Source organism: Nocardia sp. NPDC050408 (assembly GCF_044458905.1).
GTDB lineage: Bacteria > Actinomycetota > Actinomycetes > Mycobacteriales > Mycobacteriaceae > Nocardia.
Genome location: NZ_JBITIL010000023.1, coordinates 31,015 through 50,454, shown reverse-complemented (window position 1 = coordinate 50,454; position 19,440 = coordinate 31,015). Strand labels below are relative to the sequence as shown.

Here is a 19,440-nt window from a genome sequence, read left to right as displayed (position 1 = left end):
GCCGTGTCGAACGAATTTCGTCATCGCCTCGGCTACGGCAGTCCGGGCAGCGGCGGCAGCGGGGGCAGCGGCGGCAGACCCGGGATGATGATCGGATTCTGCGGGGCCGGGTTGGGGTTCGGATTCTGCGGGGCCGGGTTGGGGTTGGGATTGTCCGGAACCGGGTTGGGGTTCGGATTGTCCGGAACCGGATTGGGGCTCGCATTGCCCGGGTTGGGGCTCGCATTGCCCGGGACCGGAACCGAGCGAGGCACCGGATTCTGCGGCACCGGCGGCGGTTCCGCAACGCCCTGACCTTGCGGTATGCAGTTCCAGCCGCCATCCGGTGACAGGGCCCATTGCGCGACGATCCCTTCGTGCGAGCAATCATCGCCGACCTGGTGCTGATTGCGCGCCTGTTCCCGCGGTGCGCAGACCCACAGGCCATTGCGCATATCCCATTGCGCGACGATCCCTTCGTGCGAGCAATCATCGCCGGGCTTGCGCGCCGGTTGTGCCGCGGAGGTCGTCGCGCGGTTCGACGGCGGCACGAGCGGTGGTGCGGGGACGGGCCGGGCAGTGGTGGTCGACGTCGCCGATGGCGGTGCGTTCTTCGAATCCTGATTCGATCGCAGCAGCAGAGCGATCGCGACCACCAGTGCGAGCGCGGCGGCGATTACGGCCGCGATGGCCATGACGCGCCCGTTATCGGTTCCGCGATCACCGCCGGGTGTCGTGCCGACGCCGGGTTCCACCATCGCACCGCCTTCGTGCCGAGTAGGGACTACCTTCACGAAAAGCTCTGCTGGCAGGCTACCGAAGATCGCAGTGCGAAAGATCAACTTTGGCGACGTGTGTTCGTGCAGGTAATGCCCTATTTGATGCCGACGCGCACCTTGACGGCGTCATCGCCGGTTTCGTGCAGCGCCTGACTGATCAGACTGCTGAGATCGATGCGCGGCGCTGTGGCGGCGACCGCATCGGCCAGCGGCCGCAGTCCCGGAAGCAGCGATTTCAGCTCCGGCCCGACCTTGTCCATCCATTCGGTCACCCGCTGTAGGAACGGCACCAGGCCATCGCCTTCCAGATACATCTGCGGACTGTTCCCGGCCGTGACCAGCCGACCGACCGCCTCGACGAGATCGTCCAGCGACTGACCGAACCGCACCAGATTGGGCGCGCCGATCGAGGTGGCCGGTCCCGCCCATTCGATATCGCTCGCGGCCAACTGGAAGCTATTGAGCTCGATCACACCGGCTACGGACTACCCGCGATGAACTAAAAAGCCGAGAACAGGGGCACATGTACACCGCCCTCGCAGTAGCGTCGCCCGACCCGGAACCTACGTCAGTACGCCGACGACGACCGCCAAAGCGAGCAGCACCATCTGCGTGGCGACGAGCCCGAGGACCGGTCACCGTCTAGCCAGATAGTTGCTACGGCGATCGCCGGAATGGTCATACCGATGCTCGCCTAGGAGCCGAGCGCGAGATCAAGGCTGATCTGCACCTGATCGCGGCGTGCGGCGCGCACGGACGCAAGGGCTTCCGGCGGTAGGACGAGCATTGCGATGGCCATGCCACTCGATCGCGTGTGATCGGGCGCATGCGCTGCGTCAGTCTTCGAGATCGATCCGGACGGTCAGCAAGTCGGTGCCGAGCAATCGAACACCCACACTGTTGGCCTTGGGCAACGATTGCAACCGGGCGCGCGGATCATCATCCGGCAGTAGATGTGCGGTACCGGTATGCCAATGACCGTGCAGCCGCACTCGAACCCGGTTGTCGGCCTTGATATTTCGAATGTACTGCGACTTGTCCCCGAATTCCGAGACGAGCCAGAACTCCTTGCCGACCCGGCGACCACCGATCGGCGTAATCCGCGGCTGCTCACTCTTGCGCCCGACGGTCTCCAGCAACTGCTGTGTCGGCAATCTGCGCAGAATCGGATTCCCCAACCGTCGCTGAAATAGCGTCACAACTCGGTGCTGAACATCACGCAAGTTCGCCATCTCCCGACGCTAACACCAGCTGATCGCATTTGGCACCGTGTCGGGTCACGACGGCGTGGGGTGGGCAACCGGCGACGGCAACTGCACGGGGCGACGTCATTTCGAATGCCGAACACCCAGGTATTCCAGCCTTCGCGGCGATCGAGTCGAGATTCTTCTATGGGACAGCGCGGCGATAAGCGACAATGTGCGGAGTGCGGACCCAGTTCACTCGCGAGCTCATCGCGTTGACCAATGATTTGACGCTCATGTGTCGGCTCGCCCACGATGCCGCCGAGCGTGTCACGGCCGCGCTCGGCGACGCCGATCTCGCCGCCACCTATGAGGCCTTCGCGCTCGACGAGCAGCTACAGAAGATGTACGCCGCCTGCGAGGCCAGAACCGTGGTGCTGCTCGCATTGCAGGCGCCGGTCGCGCGCGATCTGCGGCATGTGGTCACCGCCATCCAGATCGCCGGTGAACTGTCCCGGATCGGCTCGCTGATCAGCCGCGTCGCCGATCAGGTCTACAAATACCACCCAGAATCCGTTGCACCCCAACCTCTTATGGAAATCCTCACCGCCCTGGGTCGGCTGGCCGCGCGGCACACCGCCCTCGCGGGCGAATCGGTCGCCACCGGCCGCCAACCCGTCACCCCTGAATCCGGTATTCCCGCAATGGAGCAACTCCACCAACAACTCCACTCTGCGCTGACCGAGCGAACCGCCACCGAGGCCGCCATCGATATCGCCCTGGTGGGCAATAACCTCGAAGGCTGTATCGACCACACCATCCGCATCGATCGCCTGATCCGCTTCCTGGACACCGGAATTCCGCCGACGGCCCAAACCTCCGAGGCCAGCTAGTGCCGCGTCCAGACCGTACCGAGCCTTGGTTCGGAGGGTTCCGTCGAACGCAGTCGAATGGTGGTCGCCCACGTCGCATCGACCGCGATATCGCTACGCTCGGCGAGTAGCCGGAGCGGGTGGCGCAGCAGCCTATCGGGACGGGCGCTAGGTGGTGCGGCGGGCGATGACGTAGAGGTCGCGGGCGGGGCCCGTGAGGCGGTTGCCCGCGGGCCAGACGGCACGCAGGGTCCGAGTCAGGTCAAGGCCGGTGACGGTCGGGGAAACGAGGGTGCCCGCGGCGATTTCGGGGGCTACTGCCAGGGAGCTGAGGACGGCGGGGCCGACGCCGGAGGCGACCGCGGTTTTGATCGCGGTGGTGGAGGAAAGTTCCAGCGCAACGGTGGGTTCCCAGCCCGGAATGGCCCGCGCGACAGCATTTTCGAACCAGGTCCGGGTGCCGGATCCGAGTTCGCGTTGGATCAGCGCGGTTCGAGCGAGTTCGGCCAGGTCGACCGAGCCCTGGCGGGCCCAGCGGTGTTGCGGGGCGACCACGACGACCAGTTGATCGCGGGCCACGATATGACTCTCCAGCCCACGGAAATTCCGCGGACTCTCGATGAAGCCGATGGCATCCTTGCCGTCGAGCACCGCCTGCGCGACCTCGACGGAATTGCCGGACTGCAATGCGATCGCGGTATCAGGTGCGGTCGTGCGCAGCGTCATGAGCCAGCCGGGGAACAGGTATTCGGCAATGGTCTGACTCGCCGCCACCCGCAGCTGCGAATCACGCTCGGCACGCAAGGTGTCGATGCCCGCGTCCAATTGCTTGGCCGCATCGACGACTCCGCGTGCCCATTCGGCGATCAATGCCCCGGCCGGGGTGGGCCGGGAACCGAGGGTCGTGCGCTCCAGCACCGGCATCCCGACCAACTTCTCCAGATAGCGGATGCGCGAGGACGCCGAGGGCTGGCTGATGCCGTGCGCCTGCGCCGCACGTCCGAGACTGCCCAGTTCGATGACCGAAACCAGCAGGTCGAGCGCGGCCAGATCGGGGACACGCGGCGACAGGGGCATAGAACGAGTCTATGCATCCATAGGTACGCGGTGGCTACTCGACACTATCTACGCAGACGAATCTGAACACATGACCGCCATAGCGACCTTCCGCCCCGCAACCCCGCGGCATCTGCTCGGCGAGCTCGGACAGACCGCGACCCAGCGCCGCTCGCTGCGGCACTTCGCACCCAATTGGTTCGCCGCCGTCATGGGCACCGGCATTATCGCCAATGCCGCCGCCACGCTGCCGCTGCAGTTCCCCGGACTGCGCGGCGCGGCGACGGTTGTCTGGGCGCTGGCCGCACTACTGCTGGTGGTTTTGAGCGCCGCCTGGGTCGTGCACTGGACGCGCTATCCGGAGCAGGCCCGCAGCCACAAGGACCACCCGGTCATGGCGCATTTCTACGGCGCACCGCCGATGGCACTGGTGACCGTTGGCGGGGGCACGCTGGTGCTCGGCCGCGAGGTGATCGGCCTCGATGCCGCACTCGCAATCGATTGGGTGTTGTGGTCGCTCGGCACCGCGCTCGGCCTGCTGACCGCCGTCGCCATTCCCTACCGGATGTTCACCCACCACCACATCGAGCCCGATGCCGCCTTCGGTGGCTGGTTGATGCCCGTGGTGCCGCCGATGGTGTCGGCCGCCATGGGAGCACTGCTGGTCCCCTATCTGCCCCAAGGCCAGTTGCGGCTCACCATGATCCTGCTGTGCCTGGCCATGTTCGGCCTGAGCCTGATCGCCGCGCTGGTCACTACCACCATGGTCTGGTCACGCCTGGTGCATTACGGCGTCCCGCAGTCGGGCATGGTGGCGACCCTCTGGCTCGTGCTCGGCCCGCTCGGCCAATCCGTCACTGCCGCAGGCCTGCTCGCCAATGTCGGCCCCTCGGCACTGCCCGAGCTCTATGCCAAGGGGCTGACCGTCTTCTCGGTGATCTTCGGCGTGGTCACCTGGGGGTTCGCGATGATGTGGCTGGCGCTGGCCGCCGCTGTCACCGTAAAGACCGCTCGCGCAGGCGAATTGCGGTTCAATCTGACCTGGTGGGGCTTCACCTTCCCGCTCGGCACCTGCATTACCGGCAGCACTGTGCTCTATGGACACACCGGCGCCGATATCTTCGCCGTCGCCGCGGTCGTGCTGTATGTCGGACTGGTCAGTGCCTGGGCAGTCGTCGCTACCAAGACCATCCACGGTGTACTCATCGGGCCGCTATTGCGACCGGCCGGATCCGTCAGGCCTTGAAATACACCAGCTGATGGCTAGTCGCGAGCAACCCACCGTCGTGCGCCCAGAGTTCGGCCGACTGATCGAAGAATCCCTTGCCGAAATGCTGGGAGCGCGCGGTGGCCAGCAGCGACTGATCGGATTGGGCGGCGAGGCGGTCGGTGTCGGCGTGGAAATACACGGTCAGCGTGACGGTTCCGGCGGGCACGACTCGGCCGAGTCGCAGCATGACCCGCGGGAAGAACACATCGCTCAATGCGGTCAGGGCCGGATAGTCCAGCGGGCGCGCGGGCCGGTCGCGGACCCAGAGCGTTGTAGTGGAAGTCGGTTGTGCCGCAGCGCCGTCGAGTTGGGTGATACCGCCCTCGATGAAGCGCATTTCGTAGTTGTCCACCCAGGCAATGAATTCGGGAAGCGCGTCCGGTTCGATGGTGTCCGGTGGCGGGGCGGTCGGTGCGGTGGCTTCGGTCGCGGTCCAGGTTTCGCGGCGGGTGCCGAAAACCGCGGTGGCCGTGGTGGTCACGACGCCGTCCTGACTCATCGATAGCGTCCAGTGCTGGGTAGTGCGGTTGGTTCGCACCGGTTGCGCCGCAATAGTGAAGGGGCCCTCGGCAATCGGGCCCGCGAAGTTGACGGTGAGCGAGATCGGCTCACCGAGACATTGCGGATGTTGTTGTACCGCACGCAATATGGTTGCCGCGGTGATGCCACCGAATGGGCCGACCATATTGGCGTACTCGGGAGTCGTTCGACCACTGAAGTTTCCGGTGCCGTCCGGTGTCAGCGCGACTGCGCTGTCGAAGGCGTGCCGTGCCGTCACGGTCGAACTCATCGATTCTCCTCGAGTAGGTGGGCGCAGGTCAATCGCGGGGGCGCAAACCGTAGGTCAGCTGGGTAATCGTTTCGGTCAGTGCCGCTTCCACGTTCTCGGCCTCGACAAATCCGGACCCGACAAAGGTGGCCAACCCCTGCAGTGCGGCAATGGCGGCGATACCGATCCGCATCGGATCGCCCGCAACGACTTCGCCATGCGCCTGCCCCTCGGCAATCAAGGCGATGGGCACGGTGAACGCCCGCCCCACCGCCGCCAGCATTTCCTCGCCCGAGGTCGGACTGTGTTTGCGCGCGAACATCAGCGCGAGCAGCGCCGGATTGTCGATCGCGAAATTCAGGTAGGCACGCGCTACGGCATGCAGCCGCTCGGAGAATGATCCGGTCGGGTCGCCCTCGCCGTACACCGCGGCGAGCCGGTCGAATCCGACCAGCGCGAGCGCGTCGAGCAGCGTCTGCTTATCCCGGAAGTGCCTGCTCGGTGCGGCATGACTGACGCCGAGGTCGCGGGCCAACTGACGTAGCGAAAGCCCGTCCACACCGGACTCGCGCAACGTCGCCTCGGCGCGCTGAAGCAGTTCGGCGCGCAGGTCACCGTGGTGATAGGAGCGGGAGCGGACAAAACTCATGGTTGCTGCAGGATATCCGATGCCTGATCGATTGTTGGCATTGACTACTTTGTTGACACTGCCTACATTGGCGCTATGACGAACCACAAGTGGACTTCCGCAGATCTGCCCCGATTCGACGGCCGCACCGTCATCGTCACCGGCGCAAATAGTGGGATCGGCCTGGTGACAGCCCGTGAACTGGCCCGCGTCGGCGCTCACGTCGTACTCGCGGTGCGCGATATCGCACGCGGCGAGGAAGCGGCGAAAAGCATTTCGGGCCACACCGAGGTGCGCGAACTCGACCTCGCCGACCTGGCCTCGATTCGCCGGTTCGCCGCGGACTGGTCCGGCGATATCGAGGTATTGGTAAACAATGCGGGCATCATGCTGGTCCCCGCCGGACGCACAAAGGATGGTTTCGAGCGCCAATTCGGCACCAACCACCTCGGCCATTTCGCGCTGACGAATCTGCTACTGCCCCATATCACCGACCGCGTGGTGACCGTCTCCTCGCAGGCCCATCGCCGCGGCAGCATCGACCTCGACGACCTCAACTGGGAAACCCGAACCTACAACTCCGCCGCCGCCTACGGGCAATCCAAACTCGCCAATCTGTTGTTCACCCTGGAACTACAGCGGCGCTTCACCGAATCGGGATCTCGACTCGCGCTCAGCGCCCATCCCGGTTGGTCCGCAACGAATCTGCAGAGCCATTCCGGCAACCGGATCCTGCACGAGGTCATGCAGGTGGGCAATAAACTGCTCGCCCAGGATGCGAGTTTCGGCGCGCTGCCCACCCTGTTCGCCGCCAGCCAGCAGCTGTCGCCGGGAAGTTACGTCGGCCCGGACAGCTGGTTCGAATTCCGCGGCTACCCGAAGGTCGTCGGCCGCAGTTCGGCCGCCGCGAATGCCGACCTCGCCGCCGCCTTGTGGACCAAATCCGAAGAACTGACCGACGTGCGCTTTCCAGCCAACGCGTAATCAGTCGAGCAGCGGGAACCTGCCCGAATTCAGCAATACCGCGATCGCATCCATTTTCGCCTGCGGCGCAGCGTAATCGGGGTGCAGCCGGATTACCGCGGCGGCGTCGTGCAGTCGGATCATCTGCTGTTCGACCTCGGTGACGCTGCGGCCGCCCGTACTCACCGCATGTCGGGCGAATACCGGCCGCTTCGGATCGACGCGTCCGAGCGCCAATGCCTTCTCCACCCGACGCGAGCAGCGACAGAACGCCTCGGGATCGGCCACGCCGCAGGTCGCATTCAGAAAGGTGCCGATGCGTTTCTTGGCCCGTTCCAACCGCTTTCGGAATGCGGGGGCGGTGATACCCAGAATCCAGGCCGCATCGGCGGAGCCGAGTTCGAAAACGTCACCGAGTACAAAGGCAACCCGCTCATCGCGGGCCAAACACTGCAGCATGGCTTGACTGCAGTTCAGCCGCACCTCATGGGCGAGCAGTTCGGCCTCGGGTCCGCGATAGTCGTCGGCGGCGAGCCCGTCCGCCAATCCGTCGCGGTATGCGTCGAGGCTGAGCTGCGCCGCCTCCTGGGGCGTCTGGCGTTTGAGATTCAGCAGATAGTTGACGCCGATGCGGTAGGCCCAGGTCAGCAGCTTGGCCTCACCTCGCCATGTCGCGAGATTGCCGACCACTCGCAGCAGAATCTCCTGCGTCGCGTCCTCGGCTTCGGCGGGCCGCCACACCATGCGCAGTGCCAGCCGGTACAGCGGATCCTGTAGCTGCCGCACCACATCCGAGATGGCGGCCGCTTCCCCGGCGATCGCCCGATCGACCAGCCGCCGCTCCCGAGCGATGTCGTCGCTGTTTTCCGCCTTGGGCGGGTCGGGGTGCGATAGCTCGGGTTCCACCGCACAATCCTTCGGCGGTTTCCGGCGTTACGCAAGTCCTACATGCGCCGCGCGGGTGCCCCGCACCCGCGCGGCGCACCGGAGTCATGCACTCGTGGTCGCCGTCGTCAACGAGTGCGCGCGCAACCACGTCGCGACCGCGGTCCCGATGGCATCGGGCTGATCCTCCGGTGCGTGATGTCCCGCCGCGCCGACCGAGACGACCTCGGCGCTGGCGAACGTCTCGGCGGCCCATGCGATCACCTCCGACGAACCGAGGCCGACGCCATTGTCGAGCGCCATGATGAGCTTGGGCACCGCCGGCGAATCCGCCGCCCACCGGTCGTAGTTCTCCACCAGCGCAACCACATCGGCAGGCTCGCCCTCCAACGGAAATTCGCGCGTCCAGGCCAGCATGGGCTTACGCGATTCCGGCGTCGGGAAGGGAGCGCGATACACGTCGTGATCTTCCTGCGACAGGTCGGTAATGCCCCTCGGCAGGTTGAACTCGATGAACGTATTCTCCACCAGCACCATTCGCTCCCCCTCGGCCGTCCGGAATTTCCGGAAAAGTTCGGCGCCGAGCGGCGGAAGTTCGTCCCAGCGCATCGGTCGCAGGAATGTCTCGATCAGTGCGATGCCCCGGACGCGCTCGGGATGCCGTGCCGCCCAATACATACCGAGCGCACCACCCCAGTCGTGGCCGACGATGACAACTTGGTCGAGGCCCAGTGCGTCGAACCAGGCGTCCAGATAGCGGGCGTGGTCGGCGAGGCGGTAGGGGCTGTCGGGCTTCCCGGACGCACCCATCCCGATCAGATCCGGTGCGAGCACCCGGGTTTGATCGGCGACATGCGGGATCACATTGCGCCACAGGTGCGATGAGGTCGGGTTCCCGTGCAGGAACACCACCGGTACCGAACCGGCACCGAGGTCGGTGTAGTTGATGAACGAGTCGAGAACGTCGACGGTAGCCATGATGTGGGTCCTTCCTGGATCCGGCTTCTGTGCCTGCACCCGGTTTCGACACACGTTTCGGCCGCATTGTGACCGCCATCGAATGTGACGCTCGTCACTCATCCGGAAGCCGGGCACCCGGCCGCGCTCACCACAACCGCAGGTAAACCTAACTTCCGTATGTGAGCAGTACATGTTTCAACTGACCGGCGCGCCATTCAGGAGATTCTCAGACTTAAGTAAAGCGATTGCAAAGGAATCTGGAATGATCTACTGTCTCTCTACGTAAGAACAATGAAGTTCACACAGATCGTCACGAGGAGTTATCCGCAGTACGACACGGCCCGACGAGACTTCCCTCATCAGCCTCGTGGCGCCGCGAGAATGGATCATCCGGCCTGGACAACCGGCCCATTCATTCGGCCGCGCACGAGCTCATTCGTGACACGACCACCCCTGGATCAGCGCCGGCACGCCGAGCCAGGGGTGGTTCTGCGTCTACCGTCGAGTGCCCTTGCCACGCCGTGCGTTCTTCGACTAGCTGTGCCGAACGTCATACGCGACAATCACATACGGGACGATCGGCCGCAGGTAGCTTGACGCCCGACAAATTCATCGGTGCGAGGCTAGGAAGTTCGATCTTTGTGAAGTGGTTGTCATCCCGCACCGCGCGTCGTGTACTCGCTGTTTGCGCACCCATCGTCTTGGCTGTCGTTGTCGCCGTTGGCTATTCCTTCATCGACGAGTGGACCGGTAAGACCGGCAAGGGATCCGGACCGGCGGATGTCACAACGGCGTCCGGCAAGGACATCAACGATCTGCTCGGCCAGCTCGTCGATGCGCCCGAGGAGTCGATGGAAGGCTACAGCCGGGAGAAGTTCCCGCACTGGGATACCAATAAGCCCGAGCACGGCTTCGGCCCGGACTTCACGCAGTACAGCAAGTGCACCAGCCGTGACGTGATGATGCTCCGCGACGCGACGGGCTCGGTCAAACTCGACCCGAAAACCTGTGAGCTCACCGTCGGCCGCGGCGGTGGTTGGCAGGACCAGTACGGCGTACTGGATTCCAAGACCGGAAAGCTCAAGCCGTACAAGTTCATAACCGACCCGGCCGGAGTCGACGCCGAACACATCGTGCCGCTGGCCGAGGCGTGGCGTTCGGGTGCGAATAAGCGCGATGAAGATACCCGCCGCCGGATTGCCAACGACTCCGTCAATCTGATCGCCTCCGATCCCTCCGCCAACAGGTCCAAGGGTGACCAAGACGTCGCGAACTACCTGCCGCCGGGAAAATTCCGGTGTGGCTATCTCGAGCATTACGTCAAGATCAAAGTAAAATACGCGCTGAACGTTGATCCCGCCGAACACACCGCACTGCGCAACGCAGTCGCCGACTGCGTCAGTCGAGGAGAGTTCAAATAAGCGACATCATCGAGATTTCCGCCAAGGCCGCCGTCATGACCGAAGAGGAAGGGACGGTCTCCGGCGAGCTCGATGTGACCGTCGATGCGACGGGTAAAGGTCTGGTCCGCTATCGCAAAACCGAGACCTGGTACACCATCGGCAATCTCGAGGCGGAGCCGCCGCGCACCTGGACCACCGTCGCCGAGTTGGCGGCCGCGATCGAAGCTACCGCCGGAACCCGCGATGCAGCAGGCAATATCGTGCCCTTCGAGGCCTGATCCACAGGCCTACGGCATGGTGATGACGACCTTGCCGAACGGATTGTCCTCGCGGAAGTAGCGGTACGCCTCCACCGCCTGGTCGAGCGGAAAGGTCCGATCGATGACGGGGCGCATGCGATGGGCAGTGATGGCGCGGTTCATCGCCTCGAAATCGTCCCGGCTGCCGACCGCGATCCGGCGGATCGCGAGATACGGTCCGACGAACGGATTCTCGAATGTCTCTCCCTCCGGCAGCTGCGATGCGCCGATCATGGTGATCGTCGCGTTGTAGCCTGCGGAACGCACCGATTTCGACAGGGTTGGCAGTCCGACGGCCTCCACCACATGTTCGACGCCGTGGCCGTCGGTGAGCTCGAGCACCTTCTCGTCCCAGTCCGGCGTCGCGTTGCGGTCGATGGTCTCGTCCGCGCCGAGCTTGTGCAGTCGCTCCGCCTTCTCCGTGCCGGACGTTATCGAAATAACCCTGGCACCAAGCATTTTCGCGTGCTGCACGGCGAACAACGCGACGGTACCGCTGCCGACGGTAAGTACCGTCTGCCCCGAAGACACCGGCACCGGTGTGGTCAGCGACGCCCACGCGACGACTCCCGCGCAGGTCAGCGTGGCCGCCTCGACATCGGTGAGATGTTCGGGCACGTGCACCACAGAATCCTCTTCGATGACCGCATAGGTGGCTAGCATGCCGTTGTAGTTGGCGCCGTACTGTTCAGCGACCTGCGCCAGTCGCTGCGGGCCATTGATGAAACGCACGAAGTACGACGCGGTCACCCGGTCGCCGAGCGCGGCGCGAGTCACATTGTCGCCCAGGGCGATAACCTCACCGACACCATCGGACAGCGGGACGATGCCCGGGGTCGCGGGCAGCGGGTAGATACCGTCCATCAGCATGAGATCCCGCCGGTTCAGTGAGGCCGCCCGCACCCTGATGACCACCTGATTCGGTCCCGGCTGCGGCAGTTCTTGCACCCGCGCGGTCAAACCGGCGCGCCCCTGTAGTGGATCGAGGTGGTAGGCAATGGCTTTCATGGCTTTCATGGCTTTCATGATCTGCTTTCTGTGGTAGGCACGAAGAGCGCCTCGTAGGGCGCTTCTCCGACACCAGTGGTGATGTGGCCGCGGCCGTCGGTGTCCTCGACATGGACGAGGTCGCCGGGGCCGAATCTGCGCTGAGCGCCGTCACTCGTGGTCACTTCGATTACGCCCCGCAGCATCACAACCCATTGCTGTGCTGGAGCCGGATGCGGTTCGCTGTCGAATTGCGCACTGCGCAAGTAGGTTACGGTCGCCGCCGCCGACATTCCGGCGACGGCCATCGCGGGTACGCCCGCCGCGACGGTTCGACCGGTCAGTGCGAGTTCCGCATCGACGAATCGGGAGCCACCGTCGGCGGTGCGCACTATCCGGCTGAACCGTAAGGTCGCCACTTCGGTCATCGCACGCCTTCGATGAATTGGTGGTCGAAGGTGATGCGACCATCCGAGTCGAGCCCGATCACCTCGTAACCGCCGCCCGCGACGGAACCGTCGGCGCGCGAAACCATCGACCAAGGCAGGCCGATCAGACCGGCGGGCAACCCGGTGGCCGCCCCCACCTCGAAGATGTACTCGCCGGGAGCCACGAACATCTCGTAGGCGCGGGACACCCGGGCTTCCATCGCGTCGTGGCCGCGCACTTCCAGGGCAGGTACGGCGAAGTTCAGGTTCGCCGCCGCCTCGCGGATCTCCACCGGTGGGTCGACCAGGGTCTGTGCACCTTCGGGTGCCCAAATCTCGTGGATCAGCTTGCGGCGGATCTCCGGATCGGATTCGTTCCACTGGGACATGTAGCGCTCGGCGAAACGGCTCAGGTCTTGGTTGCTCATGGCACTGAGTTTTGCGAGCGCGGCGTTGTGGCGCGATTCCCTGCAGGGAATGACATCCGATGCGGGTTCGGTGATTCCCTCCGGGGAATGGCGCGGACACCGCGGGTCGGATATCACTGAATTCATGACGACAGTGGTGGAGCCGAATCCGTTCGCTCAGCAGTTGCGGCATTGGCGCACGCAGCGACATGTGAGCCAGCTCGACCTGGCTATTCGCGCGGACACCAGCCAGCGCTATCTGAGCTTCCTGGAACAGGGGCGCTCGCGCCCGGGACGCACCATGGTGGTGCGGCTGGCCGAATCGCTGGAACTGTCGCTGCGCGAGCGCAATGCCCTGCTGCTCGCCGCGGGATATGCCCCAATCTTCCCCGAATCCGACTTGGACACACCGGAATTGGGTCCGGTGCGGGTCGCCTTGGAGCGCATTCTCGACGGGCATCTGCCCTACCCCGCCGTTGTCACCCGCCCTTACGGCCGACTGGTCGCCGCCAATGCCGCCTTCGACATCCTCACCGAGGGGGCCGCCACGGAACTGATCAACCCGCCGATCAATGTCCTGCGCCTCGCCCTACACCCCGACGGCCTGGCACGACGCGTGCTGAACCTCCCCGAATGGGGCCGCCACGTCACCGAAAGCCTGCGCGGCAAGGCCCTACGCAGTCCCGACCCCCGCCTCGACGACTTCATCGCCGAGCTCGAAAGCTACCTCCCCGCCGCCACCCCCGGCCCCGACCACCTCGGCTTCGCCGTCCCGCTCCGCCTGACCACCCCCGAGGGCGAACTCCGCCTCATCACCACCATCACCAGCTTCGCCACTGCCGTAGACATAACCCTCTCCGAACTACACCTGGAAGCCTTCCTCCCCGCCGACGACCGAACCGCCGAATACCTCCGCCGCCGCTCCGAACAGCGTCAGGCGCAAGCGCACAAAACCTACGCCCCATCTCCGCAATGACTCACCAGGTGGTTCCGCCAACGCGCAAACCCGCCACGGACAGGTCGCTGCGCATTGGCGGCGGCAAAACCTGCGCGCACCCGGAACCGACACCCACCTCAGCAGTGACCTACCACGTGCGCGCGGCAACTGCGTCGTCACCGTCGGCTGCGACAACCCCACCAACCGCGCTCCCGCCGTAATTGATCCGGCGCGATGCACCGCCAGGAACGTCCGCAGCTGATTCAGATCGAAACTGCCATCGGAATCCCTATCGCCCACCCAACAAGTGTATTTCTCTCCCAATACTCGACCAGCCGATCCCTATCCCACGGCCCGTCGTTCGAATTCCTGCCGCGACTTCTGCCATTCGATTAGAGCGGGGCGTGACCAGGGGGCATACGCGGATTGTCCCAGCCATCCGGCTATGGCCTGTCTGGAAGTCACTCTCCGAGGCACCATCCGGTTCCGGACAGGGTTCAGTACCACCATTCGACTCGGCTCGATGGACGCCCACCACTTCGAGACAAGACCTGGTGGCCGCGCGATGCGAGCATCAACGCGGCTGCACAGCCGCAAGAACTTCTGGTCCGCGGGCGGACAATCGCTCTTCGGCGAGACGCGCACCGAGCACAGCTGCGATGATCCCGATCGCAATCCCGACCGGTAGGGCCAGCCACAGTACGGCGGTGATGTCGAGGGCTAGGCCGATGAGCAGCACGATCAGGACCGGGATCAGCGCGACCAGTTGGCCCAAGCTGGTGGCGACTTGCACCAAAGCCTTTGCGCAGCCTGGGTTTCCGGAGGAGGCGAAGGGGTTTCCGGTGCGCGGTGGTAGCGGGTAGGGCGCGGTCACCGACAGGAATACGGCCGAGCCCGCGCCGACGCCGAGGACAGCGAAAAGTAGCGATAGCGTCCACGGATACATCGACCAACGGCCGAGCGCGCCCGGCAGCACAACTGCGAGCAGCACAGACGGCAGCCCGATCACCAGCAGCAGGGCCAGCAGTCGTCCGCGCACATCGGCGCGCACCGCGCCGGGAGTCACCAGTGTCTGCCAGAGTGCGGTGCCGTCGTAGCCGTAGAGGTTATTGGCGGCCAGGCCCGCGAACCACGCGGCACTCACACCCGCGAACGCCACGCCGCCCGAACCGTCGCCCTGTATTGCCGGAAACACCGGCAGCAGGGCACCCACCAGCAGCACGGGCAACAGCGCCGCCCGGCGTCGGCTATCTCGCGACCAGGTTCGCAACTCCTTGACCACCACCGCACCCACCGGCCCGGACGTCCGCACCCGACTCAGCAGCATCCCGCGCCCGCCCGCGCCGGATACCGAATCCAGCGGCGCGGTCAACCGCCTCCGCAACAGCACAGACCATGCCCACCACAGCACCCCTGTCAAGGCCGACAACCCGACCAACGCGCCCACTGCCGACAACCAGTCACCGCGCGCCGCCGCTCCCACCGCAACTGGTGCCCACCCGGAAGGCAACACGCGCAACAGATTCGCCAACCACGGTGCCGATTCCCGCACCGCATCCACATGATTCAGCAGGAAACTCATCGGGTAGTAGGCCAAACCGGCGAGACCCGCCAGCAGTACCCCGAGATCGCGTCCCCGCCGCGAACGCATCGCGGCACCGATCCACGCCAGCACCACCCGCGAGAGCACCACGACGAATAACAACTGCAGCACCACACCGACCACCGCGACCCCGACGGCAGCCCAACTCAGTTGCGCCGCAAGCACAACCAGTCCAGCGAACGCCAGCAGATTGATCACCGGCGCAGGCCCCACGAACGCCGCCGCCAATAGCCCGGTGGCCAACTGTCGATGACTCAGCGGCAACAGCCGCAGATGTTCGGGCTGCACGGTCTCATCGCTGCTGCCCATCAATACCGGACCGCACAGCCAGCCGAGCGTCCATATTCCATACCACGCAGCGGCCACCGTGACACCACCGCCCACGTCGCCGTCCCGCACCCCGAATCCGATGAGACCCGCTGTACCGAGCGCGAATACGACGCCGATGACCACACCGCTGACGAAGGTGACGCCCTGCCAGCCGTTGCCCAGAGCACGCTTGGTCAGCAGCAACCGCATCCGAATCAGGACGCCAACCACGACAGCCCGTCCTCCCCGCCGACTCGGCCACCGACCAGATGTACGAACGCCGCCTCCAAGGTACTGTCCCCGCGCACCTCGTCGAGCGTGCCCGCGGCCACCACTCGCCCGGCGGTGATCACCGCTACCCGATCGCACAGGTTCTCCACCAGCGCCATCACATGGCTCGACAGCACCACCGCACCGCCCGCCGCGACGAACCGCTGCAGAATTGTGCGAATCGTGCTCGCCGACACCGGATCCACGGCCTCGAACGGTTCGTCGAGCACCAGTAGTTTCGGTGCGTGCAGCAGCGCCGTGGCCAACCCGATCTTCTTGCGCATACCCGCGGAGTAATCGACGACGAGAGTCCGTTCGGCACCGGTCAATTCGAAGACTCCGAGCAGTTCATCGGCACGTTCGGCCACCGTATTCGCGGGCAGACCGCGCAGTAAACCGGTGTAGGTCAATAGTTCTCGGCCCGTCAGGCGCTCCGGTAGCGCAAGGCCGTCCGGCAGCACGCCCGCCAAAGTCTTCGCCGCGACCGGATCGGCCCAAACGTCGACGCCGAAGATCCGCGCCTGTCCGGCGTCCGGCCGTAACAGTCCGCAGGCCATCGACAAGGTGGTGGTCTTGCCCGCACCGTTCGGGCCGACCAGCCCGAAGAACGAGCCCGGCGGCACCGTGAGGCCGACATCGTCGACGACCCACGGGCCGCCGAATCGCTTATAGAGCCCGGTCAGCTGCAACGCAGGATCGGTATGCACCATCTATCCCCCCTTTGTCTTTCAATTCCCATCTCCTACGTTACGGACGAACCGGCCGCCGGGTTCGAAATAGTGCTGCCCGTCCCCGGAAGAGACAGGCAGCACCAGCACTACGCCTTCGCGGTCACCAACTCCTGCTGCACCGGCGCATCCCACTCGATCCGATACCGCTGCTCGACACCCATGGTCTTCTCCGGGTTCATCGCCTTGATAAGCAGCGGCATCAGCAAGGACATCATCCGCCGCGCCACCGGTCCCGGCGTCTTGCTGTGGTTGATCTTGCGCGCCCGCGCCGCGACACCCTCCACCCGCGGCCGCCGCACCCCTTCATAGGCGGCGAAGGCCGAGGTGTGATCGGGCAGGTCCCGCAGACACCGCGCCAACTGCACCGCACTCTCGATGGCCAGCGACGCCCCCTGCCCAGAACTGTTGGACGGCGCGTGCACCGAATCCCCCACCAACACCATGCGCCCCCGATACCAGGTCGGCACCGGCGGCATAATGTGCAGTGCGCCAGTCGTTTCCAGGTTTTCCGCAGTGGTCCTGCGGGCGAATTCACCGCCCGGAGTGTCCTCGGCGTAGGTCTCCCGCAGGATTGCCAACCAGCGCTCGGCCGGAATCGCGCGTGCCTCGGTCAGCGACAGATACTCCTTGTGCGGCAGATTCGCACCCCACATGACCCTATTGCCCTCGACGGTTCCGTAGAGGTAGTACGCCTTCTTACCGAACGCGAAAACCATTGTCTCCGAGGGAATTCCGAAATCGCTGTCGAGCATCGCACCGAATCCGATCATCCCGGTGTACTCCGGTCCCGGATTATTCGGGTCGATGAGACCGCGCACCGTGGATCGAATGCCGTCCGCGCCGATCAGCACATCCGCGGTTGCGCTACTGCCATCGGCGAAATGCGCGGTGATGCCGTCCGCGTCCTCGTCGACGCGCACGATTCGCTTGTTGTATTCGAAAGGAATCCCCGCGGCAACCGCGTGATCGTGCAGTTCCCGGTGCAATTCGTTGCGGTCGACCATCTTCAATGACGGCACGTCGGGCATTTCCGGCATTTGCAACACTTTGCCGCCCACCGAAAGCTGCGTATGCGATATAGGACTCGCGATGGCGCGAATGCGGTCGCCCGCACCAACAATGTCAAGGGCGGCAACACCATTCGGTGCCAATGCCAGCCCGCTGCCGATACCGAACGTCGGACCGGGATAGGCCTCGTAGACGCGAGCGGCAATGCCCGCCTTGTGCAATGCGGTGGCGGTCACAGGTCCGGCGATACCGCCGCCGATAACAATGGCCGTTTCTGTTTTGGACATGGGTGTACTCCAGTTATGTGCGATACGGGTTCTTCGAAGCCCGAACCGACCGTCCGATCGCACACCCAGTTATCCTGTGGTTGCCAGCCTTGCAGCCGGGTGCGCGCATGCGGACGCGGTTCGAGACGGTTACATCGGGCTCGGCGGCGGTGTTGCCGCACCCCGCCGGGCCCGGTCTCGACAATTCACTCCGCCCGGTACGGACCGGGCCGAGAGCGGGACGTCTACTCCGTCATCCCCCTTTCCACCAGCTCCGTGACCTCGGCGGGCGACATGCCTGCGACATGCATATGCCGCCAGAGATCCACGCCGGGGAAGCTGCCCGCGGCGATCTCGTCACGCAGCGACGCGGCCCACGCCACCTCGGCCTCCAGCATCGCCACACCATATTCGGCTTCGACGACGAAAAGCCGGGGCAGATTGGCGGCAGCCAGTTGATCGAGTTCTCGGCGCGCAGCCTCGATGATGCGACCCAGCGCGTCGATGCGCCGGCCGAGCAACTCGACGACTTCATCCGGCGGCAGCGCCGCCACGACGGAGAGTCCAGCCGTGAACCGGTGGTGTTCCAGCTCCGGCTCGGCAATCAATTCTCTTGTCCAGTCAGCCATTTCGGTGCGACCGGCATCGGTGATCGCATAGATCGTGCGTTCCGGCCGGGCGCCGTCGCGCTCACTGCCGACGACCTCCAGGAAGCCCGCCTTCTCCATGTTCTGCACGACGGTGTAAAGCGAGCCCCATTTGATGTCCATATCGCGGTCCTTGCCGCGCTCACGCATCTGCGAGGCGATTTCGTAGCGGTGCATCGGCCGTTCGATGACGGTCGCGAGCACCGCCAGCGCCAGCAGATTGTTCACCTTGCGCTTCGCCACCATGGACACCTCCTTACTCGTCTACGAATATACGTCTACGAGTAGTTGGGCACAAGTACTGGGCGTGGACCGGCTCGTGTTCTCTGGCGTCTTCAGCTTGGCGGCTTCCCCAGGGCCCGATCCAACAGCGCACGGTCGGTCGGATCGGCGCAGCCCCAATCGTCGAGCTCGGTATCGAACCAGCGCCGCCACGATGCCTGGATCCGGTCGACCTCGCGCTGTCCGGTAAGTCGCAGTCCCACAGCATCTTCGGCGAGATAGCCGCAGCCGATCACCCGGCCGTAGATCGGCGGCCGTGACCACACACGCCATATGCCCTGCCTCGCCCAGATCGGCAGCGATCGTCGGCAACGCGGTCGACACGATCGTCTGATCCAGCGCCGCCAGTAACATCCCGAGCACAATCGCGGCAAACACGACATTCGTCTTGCTCCGACCCAACGGCTCCGAAGTATTCTCAGCGACAGCAACCGCACCGCCCATTCCCCAAGTAGGGCCACCCACCACCCCCTCCTCCCAGCGACACGACAGCAATCACCGAGAACGCACCGTTGGCG

Annotated in this window: 23 protein-coding genes and 2 pseudogenes; 6 read left to right on the top strand and 19 right to left on the bottom strand. The window is 64.9% G+C overall.

What is annotated here, in order from left to right; all coding sequences use genetic code 11:
- Positions 1-32: 32 nt before the first annotated feature.
- The 4 genes and pseudogenes from ACIBJI_RS37585 to ACIBJI_RS37570 form a co-directional block, all read right to left on the bottom strand.
- A complete protein-coding gene (locus ACIBJI_RS37585; RefSeq protein WP_364355770.1) occupies positions 33-737 on the bottom strand; it encodes a hypothetical protein in 705 nt (234 codons plus the stop codon).
- Between the two features lie 116 nt (positions 738-853).
- The gene (locus tag ACIBJI_RS37580; RefSeq protein ID WP_396959867.1) at positions 854-1,231 is read right to left on the bottom strand and encodes a hypothetical protein; all 378 of its coding nucleotides are present in this window, start codon (positions 1,229-1,231) and stop codon (positions 854-856) included.
- 26 nt (positions 1,232-1,257) lie between these two features.
- A pseudogene (locus tag ACIBJI_RS37575) lies at positions 1,258-1,560 on the bottom strand (ionic transporter y4hA); the annotation flags it as partial.
- A gap of 34 nt (positions 1,561-1,594) precedes the next feature.
- Positions 1,595-1,990, bottom strand: a complete 396-nt coding sequence (locus tag ACIBJI_RS37570; protein ID WP_364355765.1) for a nitroreductase/quinone reductase family protein — start codon at positions 1,988-1,990, stop codon at positions 1,595-1,597.
- Between the two features lie 194 nt (positions 1,991-2,184).
- Here ACIBJI_RS37570 and ACIBJI_RS37565 point away from each other — a divergent pair, with 194 nt between their 5' ends.
- Complete coding sequence (locus tag ACIBJI_RS37565) at positions 2,185-2,835, top strand: PhoU domain-containing protein (protein WP_364355762.1); 651 nt, start codon at positions 2,185-2,187, stop codon at positions 2,833-2,835.
- A 147-nt stretch (positions 2,836-2,982) separates the two neighbouring features.
- Here the strand turns inward: ACIBJI_RS37565 and ACIBJI_RS37560 are convergent, their stop codons facing one another.
- Entirely contained in the window at positions 2,983-3,891 is a 909-nt protein-coding gene (locus tag ACIBJI_RS37560) for a LysR family transcriptional regulator (RefSeq protein WP_397087911.1), read from the bottom strand.
- Between the two features lie 70 nt (positions 3,892-3,961).
- Here ACIBJI_RS37560 and ACIBJI_RS37555 point away from each other — a divergent pair, with 70 nt between their 5' ends.
- Positions 3,962-5,116 carry a TDT family transporter gene (locus ACIBJI_RS37555; protein ID WP_397087909.1) on the top strand — a complete coding sequence of 385 codons (1,155 nt, stop codon included), beginning with the start codon at positions 3,962-3,964 and terminating at the stop codon, positions 5,114-5,116.
- On the opposite strand, the gene ACIBJI_RS37550 is transcribed toward ACIBJI_RS37555, so the two are convergent.
- Positions 5,106-5,930 (bottom strand): thioesterase family protein, encoded by an 825-nt coding sequence (locus ACIBJI_RS37550; protein WP_364355753.1) that lies wholly within the window; start codon positions 5,928-5,930, stop codon positions 5,106-5,108. The two genes, ACIBJI_RS37555 and ACIBJI_RS37550, sit on opposite strands and share 11 nt — an antisense overlap.
- Before the next feature lie 28 nt (positions 5,931-5,958).
- Positions 5,959-6,558, bottom strand: coding sequence for a TetR/AcrR family transcriptional regulator (locus ACIBJI_RS37545; RefSeq protein ID WP_364355750.1), 600 nt, complete (start codon positions 6,556-6,558; stop codon positions 5,959-5,961).
- A gap of 75 nt (positions 6,559-6,633) precedes the next feature.
- On the opposite strand from ACIBJI_RS37545, the gene ACIBJI_RS37540 reads away from it, so the two are divergent.
- Positions 6,634-7,521 carry an oxidoreductase gene (locus ACIBJI_RS37540; RefSeq protein ID WP_397087907.1) on the top strand — a complete coding sequence of 296 codons (888 nt, stop codon included), beginning with the start codon at positions 6,634-6,636 and terminating at the stop codon, positions 7,519-7,521.
- Here ACIBJI_RS37540 and ACIBJI_RS37535 read toward each other — a convergent pair whose 3' ends face one another.
- The gene (locus tag ACIBJI_RS37535; protein WP_396959854.1) at positions 7,522-8,406 is read right to left on the bottom strand and encodes an RNA polymerase sigma factor; all 885 of its coding nucleotides are present in this window, start codon (positions 8,404-8,406) and stop codon (positions 7,522-7,524) included.
- Positions 8,407-8,490: 84 nt separating this feature from the next.
- Complete coding sequence (locus ACIBJI_RS37530) at positions 8,491-9,363, bottom strand: haloalkane dehalogenase (RefSeq protein WP_397087905.1); 873 nt, start codon at positions 9,361-9,363, stop codon at positions 8,491-8,493.
- Between the two features lie 623 nt (positions 9,364-9,986).
- Here ACIBJI_RS37530 and ACIBJI_RS37525 point away from each other — a divergent pair.
- The gene (locus ACIBJI_RS37525; RefSeq protein WP_364355738.1) at positions 9,987-10,766 is read left to right on the top strand and encodes an HNH endonuclease family protein; all 780 of its coding nucleotides are present in this window, start codon (positions 9,987-9,989) and stop codon (positions 10,764-10,766) included.
- Between the two features lie 35 nt (positions 10,767-10,801).
- On the top strand, positions 10,802-11,026 hold the full coding sequence (locus ACIBJI_RS37520; RefSeq protein ID WP_364355735.1) for a hypothetical protein: 225 nt from the start codon (positions 10,802-10,804) through the stop codon (positions 11,024-11,026).
- 9 nt (positions 11,027-11,035) lie between these two features.
- Here ACIBJI_RS37520 and ACIBJI_RS37515 read toward each other — a convergent pair whose 3' ends face one another.
- Genes ACIBJI_RS37515 through ACIBJI_RS37505 form a run of 3 tightly spaced genes read right to left on the bottom strand, consistent with a single transcriptional unit; the run spans position 11,036 to position 12,890 of the window.
- The gene (locus ACIBJI_RS37515; protein WP_364355732.1) at positions 11,036-12,064 is read right to left on the bottom strand and encodes an NAD(P)-dependent alcohol dehydrogenase; all 1,029 of its coding nucleotides are present in this window, start codon (positions 12,062-12,064) and stop codon (positions 11,036-11,038) included.
- Positions 12,065-12,069: 5 nt separating this feature from the next.
- Positions 12,070-12,462, bottom strand: coding sequence for a hypothetical protein (locus ACIBJI_RS37510; protein ID WP_364355729.1), 393 nt, complete (start codon positions 12,460-12,462; stop codon positions 12,070-12,072).
- A complete protein-coding gene (locus tag ACIBJI_RS37505; protein ID WP_364355726.1) occupies positions 12,459-12,890 on the bottom strand; it encodes a hypothetical protein in 432 nt (143 codons plus the stop codon). Before ACIBJI_RS37505 ends, ACIBJI_RS37510 begins: the two co-directional genes overlap by 4 nt.
- Before the next feature lie 124 nt (positions 12,891-13,014).
- Between ACIBJI_RS37505 and ACIBJI_RS37500 the strand changes: the two genes are divergently transcribed.
- On the top strand, positions 13,015-13,845 hold the full coding sequence (locus ACIBJI_RS37500) for a helix-turn-helix transcriptional regulator (RefSeq protein ID WP_364355723.1): 831 nt from the start codon (positions 13,015-13,017) through the stop codon (positions 13,843-13,845).
- Here ACIBJI_RS37500 and ACIBJI_RS37495 read toward each other — a convergent pair.
- From ACIBJI_RS37495 to ACIBJI_RS37465, 7 genes and pseudogenes are all read right to left on the bottom strand, one after another.
- Positions 13,732-14,106, bottom strand: a complete 375-nt coding sequence (locus tag ACIBJI_RS37495; protein WP_364355720.1) for a LysR family transcriptional regulator — start codon at positions 14,104-14,106, stop codon at positions 13,732-13,734. The two genes, ACIBJI_RS37500 and ACIBJI_RS37495, sit on opposite strands and share 114 nt — an antisense overlap.
- Positions 14,107-14,380: 274 nt before the next feature.
- Positions 14,381-15,949: a hypothetical protein gene (locus ACIBJI_RS37490; RefSeq protein ID WP_364355717.1), complete on the bottom strand. Its 1,569-nt coding sequence runs from the start codon at positions 15,947-15,949 to the stop codon at positions 14,381-14,383.
- Entirely contained in the window at positions 15,934-16,698 is a 765-nt protein-coding gene (locus tag ACIBJI_RS37485; RefSeq protein WP_364355714.1) for an ABC transporter ATP-binding protein, read from the bottom strand. Before ACIBJI_RS37485 ends, ACIBJI_RS37490 begins: the two co-directional genes overlap by 16 nt.
- Before the next feature lie 107 nt (positions 16,699-16,805).
- Complete coding sequence (locus tag ACIBJI_RS37480; protein ID WP_396959849.1) at positions 16,806-18,014, bottom strand: FAD-dependent oxidoreductase; 1,209 nt, start codon at positions 18,012-18,014, stop codon at positions 16,806-16,808.
- 224 nt (positions 18,015-18,238) lie between these two features.
- Positions 18,239-18,886: a PadR family transcriptional regulator gene (locus ACIBJI_RS37475; protein WP_364355708.1), complete on the bottom strand. Its 648-nt coding sequence runs from the start codon at positions 18,884-18,886 to the stop codon at positions 18,239-18,241.
- Positions 18,887-18,975: 89 nt separating this feature from the next.
- Positions 18,976-19,188: a hypothetical protein gene (locus tag ACIBJI_RS37470; protein ID WP_396959918.1), complete on the bottom strand. Its 213-nt coding sequence runs from the start codon at positions 19,186-19,188 to the stop codon at positions 18,976-18,978.
- A pseudogene (locus ACIBJI_RS37465) lies at positions 19,175-19,366 on the bottom strand (hypothetical protein); the annotation flags it as partial. The pseudogene ACIBJI_RS37465 and the gene ACIBJI_RS37470, both read right to left, overlap by 14 nt.
- Between the last annotated feature and the right edge of the window lie 74 nt (positions 19,367-19,440).

Excerpts from the sequence above, each read along its gene's own strand:
- ACIBJI_RS37585 (WP_364355770.1), bottom strand. The coding sequence starts at position 737 with ATGGTGGAACCCGGCGTCGGCACGACACCCGGCGGTGATCGCGGAACC.
- ACIBJI_RS37570 (WP_364355765.1), bottom strand. The coding sequence starts at position 1,990 with ATGGCGAACTTGCGTGATGTTCAGCACCGAGTTGTGACGCTATTTCAG.
- ACIBJI_RS37560 (WP_397087911.1), bottom strand. The coding sequence starts at position 3,891 with ATGCCCCTGTCGCCGCGTGTCCCCGATCTGGCCGCGCTCGACCTGCTG.
- ACIBJI_RS37555 (WP_397087909.1), top strand. The coding sequence starts at position 3,962 with ATGACCGCCATAGCGACCTTCCGCCCCGCAACCCCGCGGCATCTGCTC.
- ACIBJI_RS37550 (WP_364355753.1), bottom strand. The coding sequence starts at position 5,930 with ATGAGTTCGACCGTGACGGCACGGCACGCCTTCGACAGCGCAGTCGCG.
- ACIBJI_RS37545 (WP_364355750.1), bottom strand. The coding sequence starts at position 6,558 with ATGAGTTTTGTCCGCTCCCGCTCCTATCACCACGGTGACCTGCGCGCC.
- ACIBJI_RS37540 (WP_397087907.1), top strand. The coding sequence starts at position 6,634 with ATGACGAACCACAAGTGGACTTCCGCAGATCTGCCCCGATTCGACGGC.
- ACIBJI_RS37530 (WP_397087905.1), bottom strand. The coding sequence starts at position 9,363 with ATGGCTACCGTCGACGTTCTCGACTCGTTCATCAACTACACCGACCTC.
- ACIBJI_RS37520 (WP_364355735.1), top strand. The coding sequence starts at position 10,802 with ATGACCGAAGAGGAAGGGACGGTCTCCGGCGAGCTCGATGTGACCGTC.
- ACIBJI_RS37515 (WP_364355732.1), bottom strand. The coding sequence starts at position 12,064 with ATGAAAGCCATGAAAGCCATTGCCTACCACCTCGATCCACTACAGGGG.
- ACIBJI_RS37510 (WP_364355729.1), bottom strand. The coding sequence starts at position 12,462 with ATGACCGAAGTGGCGACCTTACGGTTCAGCCGGATAGTGCGCACCGCC.
- ACIBJI_RS37505 (WP_364355726.1), bottom strand. The coding sequence starts at position 12,890 with ATGAGCAACCAAGACCTGAGCCGTTTCGCCGAGCGCTACATGTCCCAG.
- ACIBJI_RS37500 (WP_364355723.1), top strand. The coding sequence starts at position 13,015 with ATGACGACAGTGGTGGAGCCGAATCCGTTCGCTCAGCAGTTGCGGCAT.
- ACIBJI_RS37485 (WP_364355714.1), bottom strand. The coding sequence starts at position 16,698 with ATGGTGCATACCGATCCTGCGTTGCAGCTGACCGGGCTCTATAAGCGA.
- ACIBJI_RS37480 (WP_396959849.1), bottom strand. The coding sequence starts at position 18,014 with ATGTCCAAAACAGAAACGGCCATTGTTATCGGCGGCGGTATCGCCGGA.
- ACIBJI_RS37475 (WP_364355708.1), bottom strand. The coding sequence starts at position 18,886 with ATGGTGGCGAAGCGCAAGGTGAACAATCTGCTGGCGCTGGCGGTGCTC.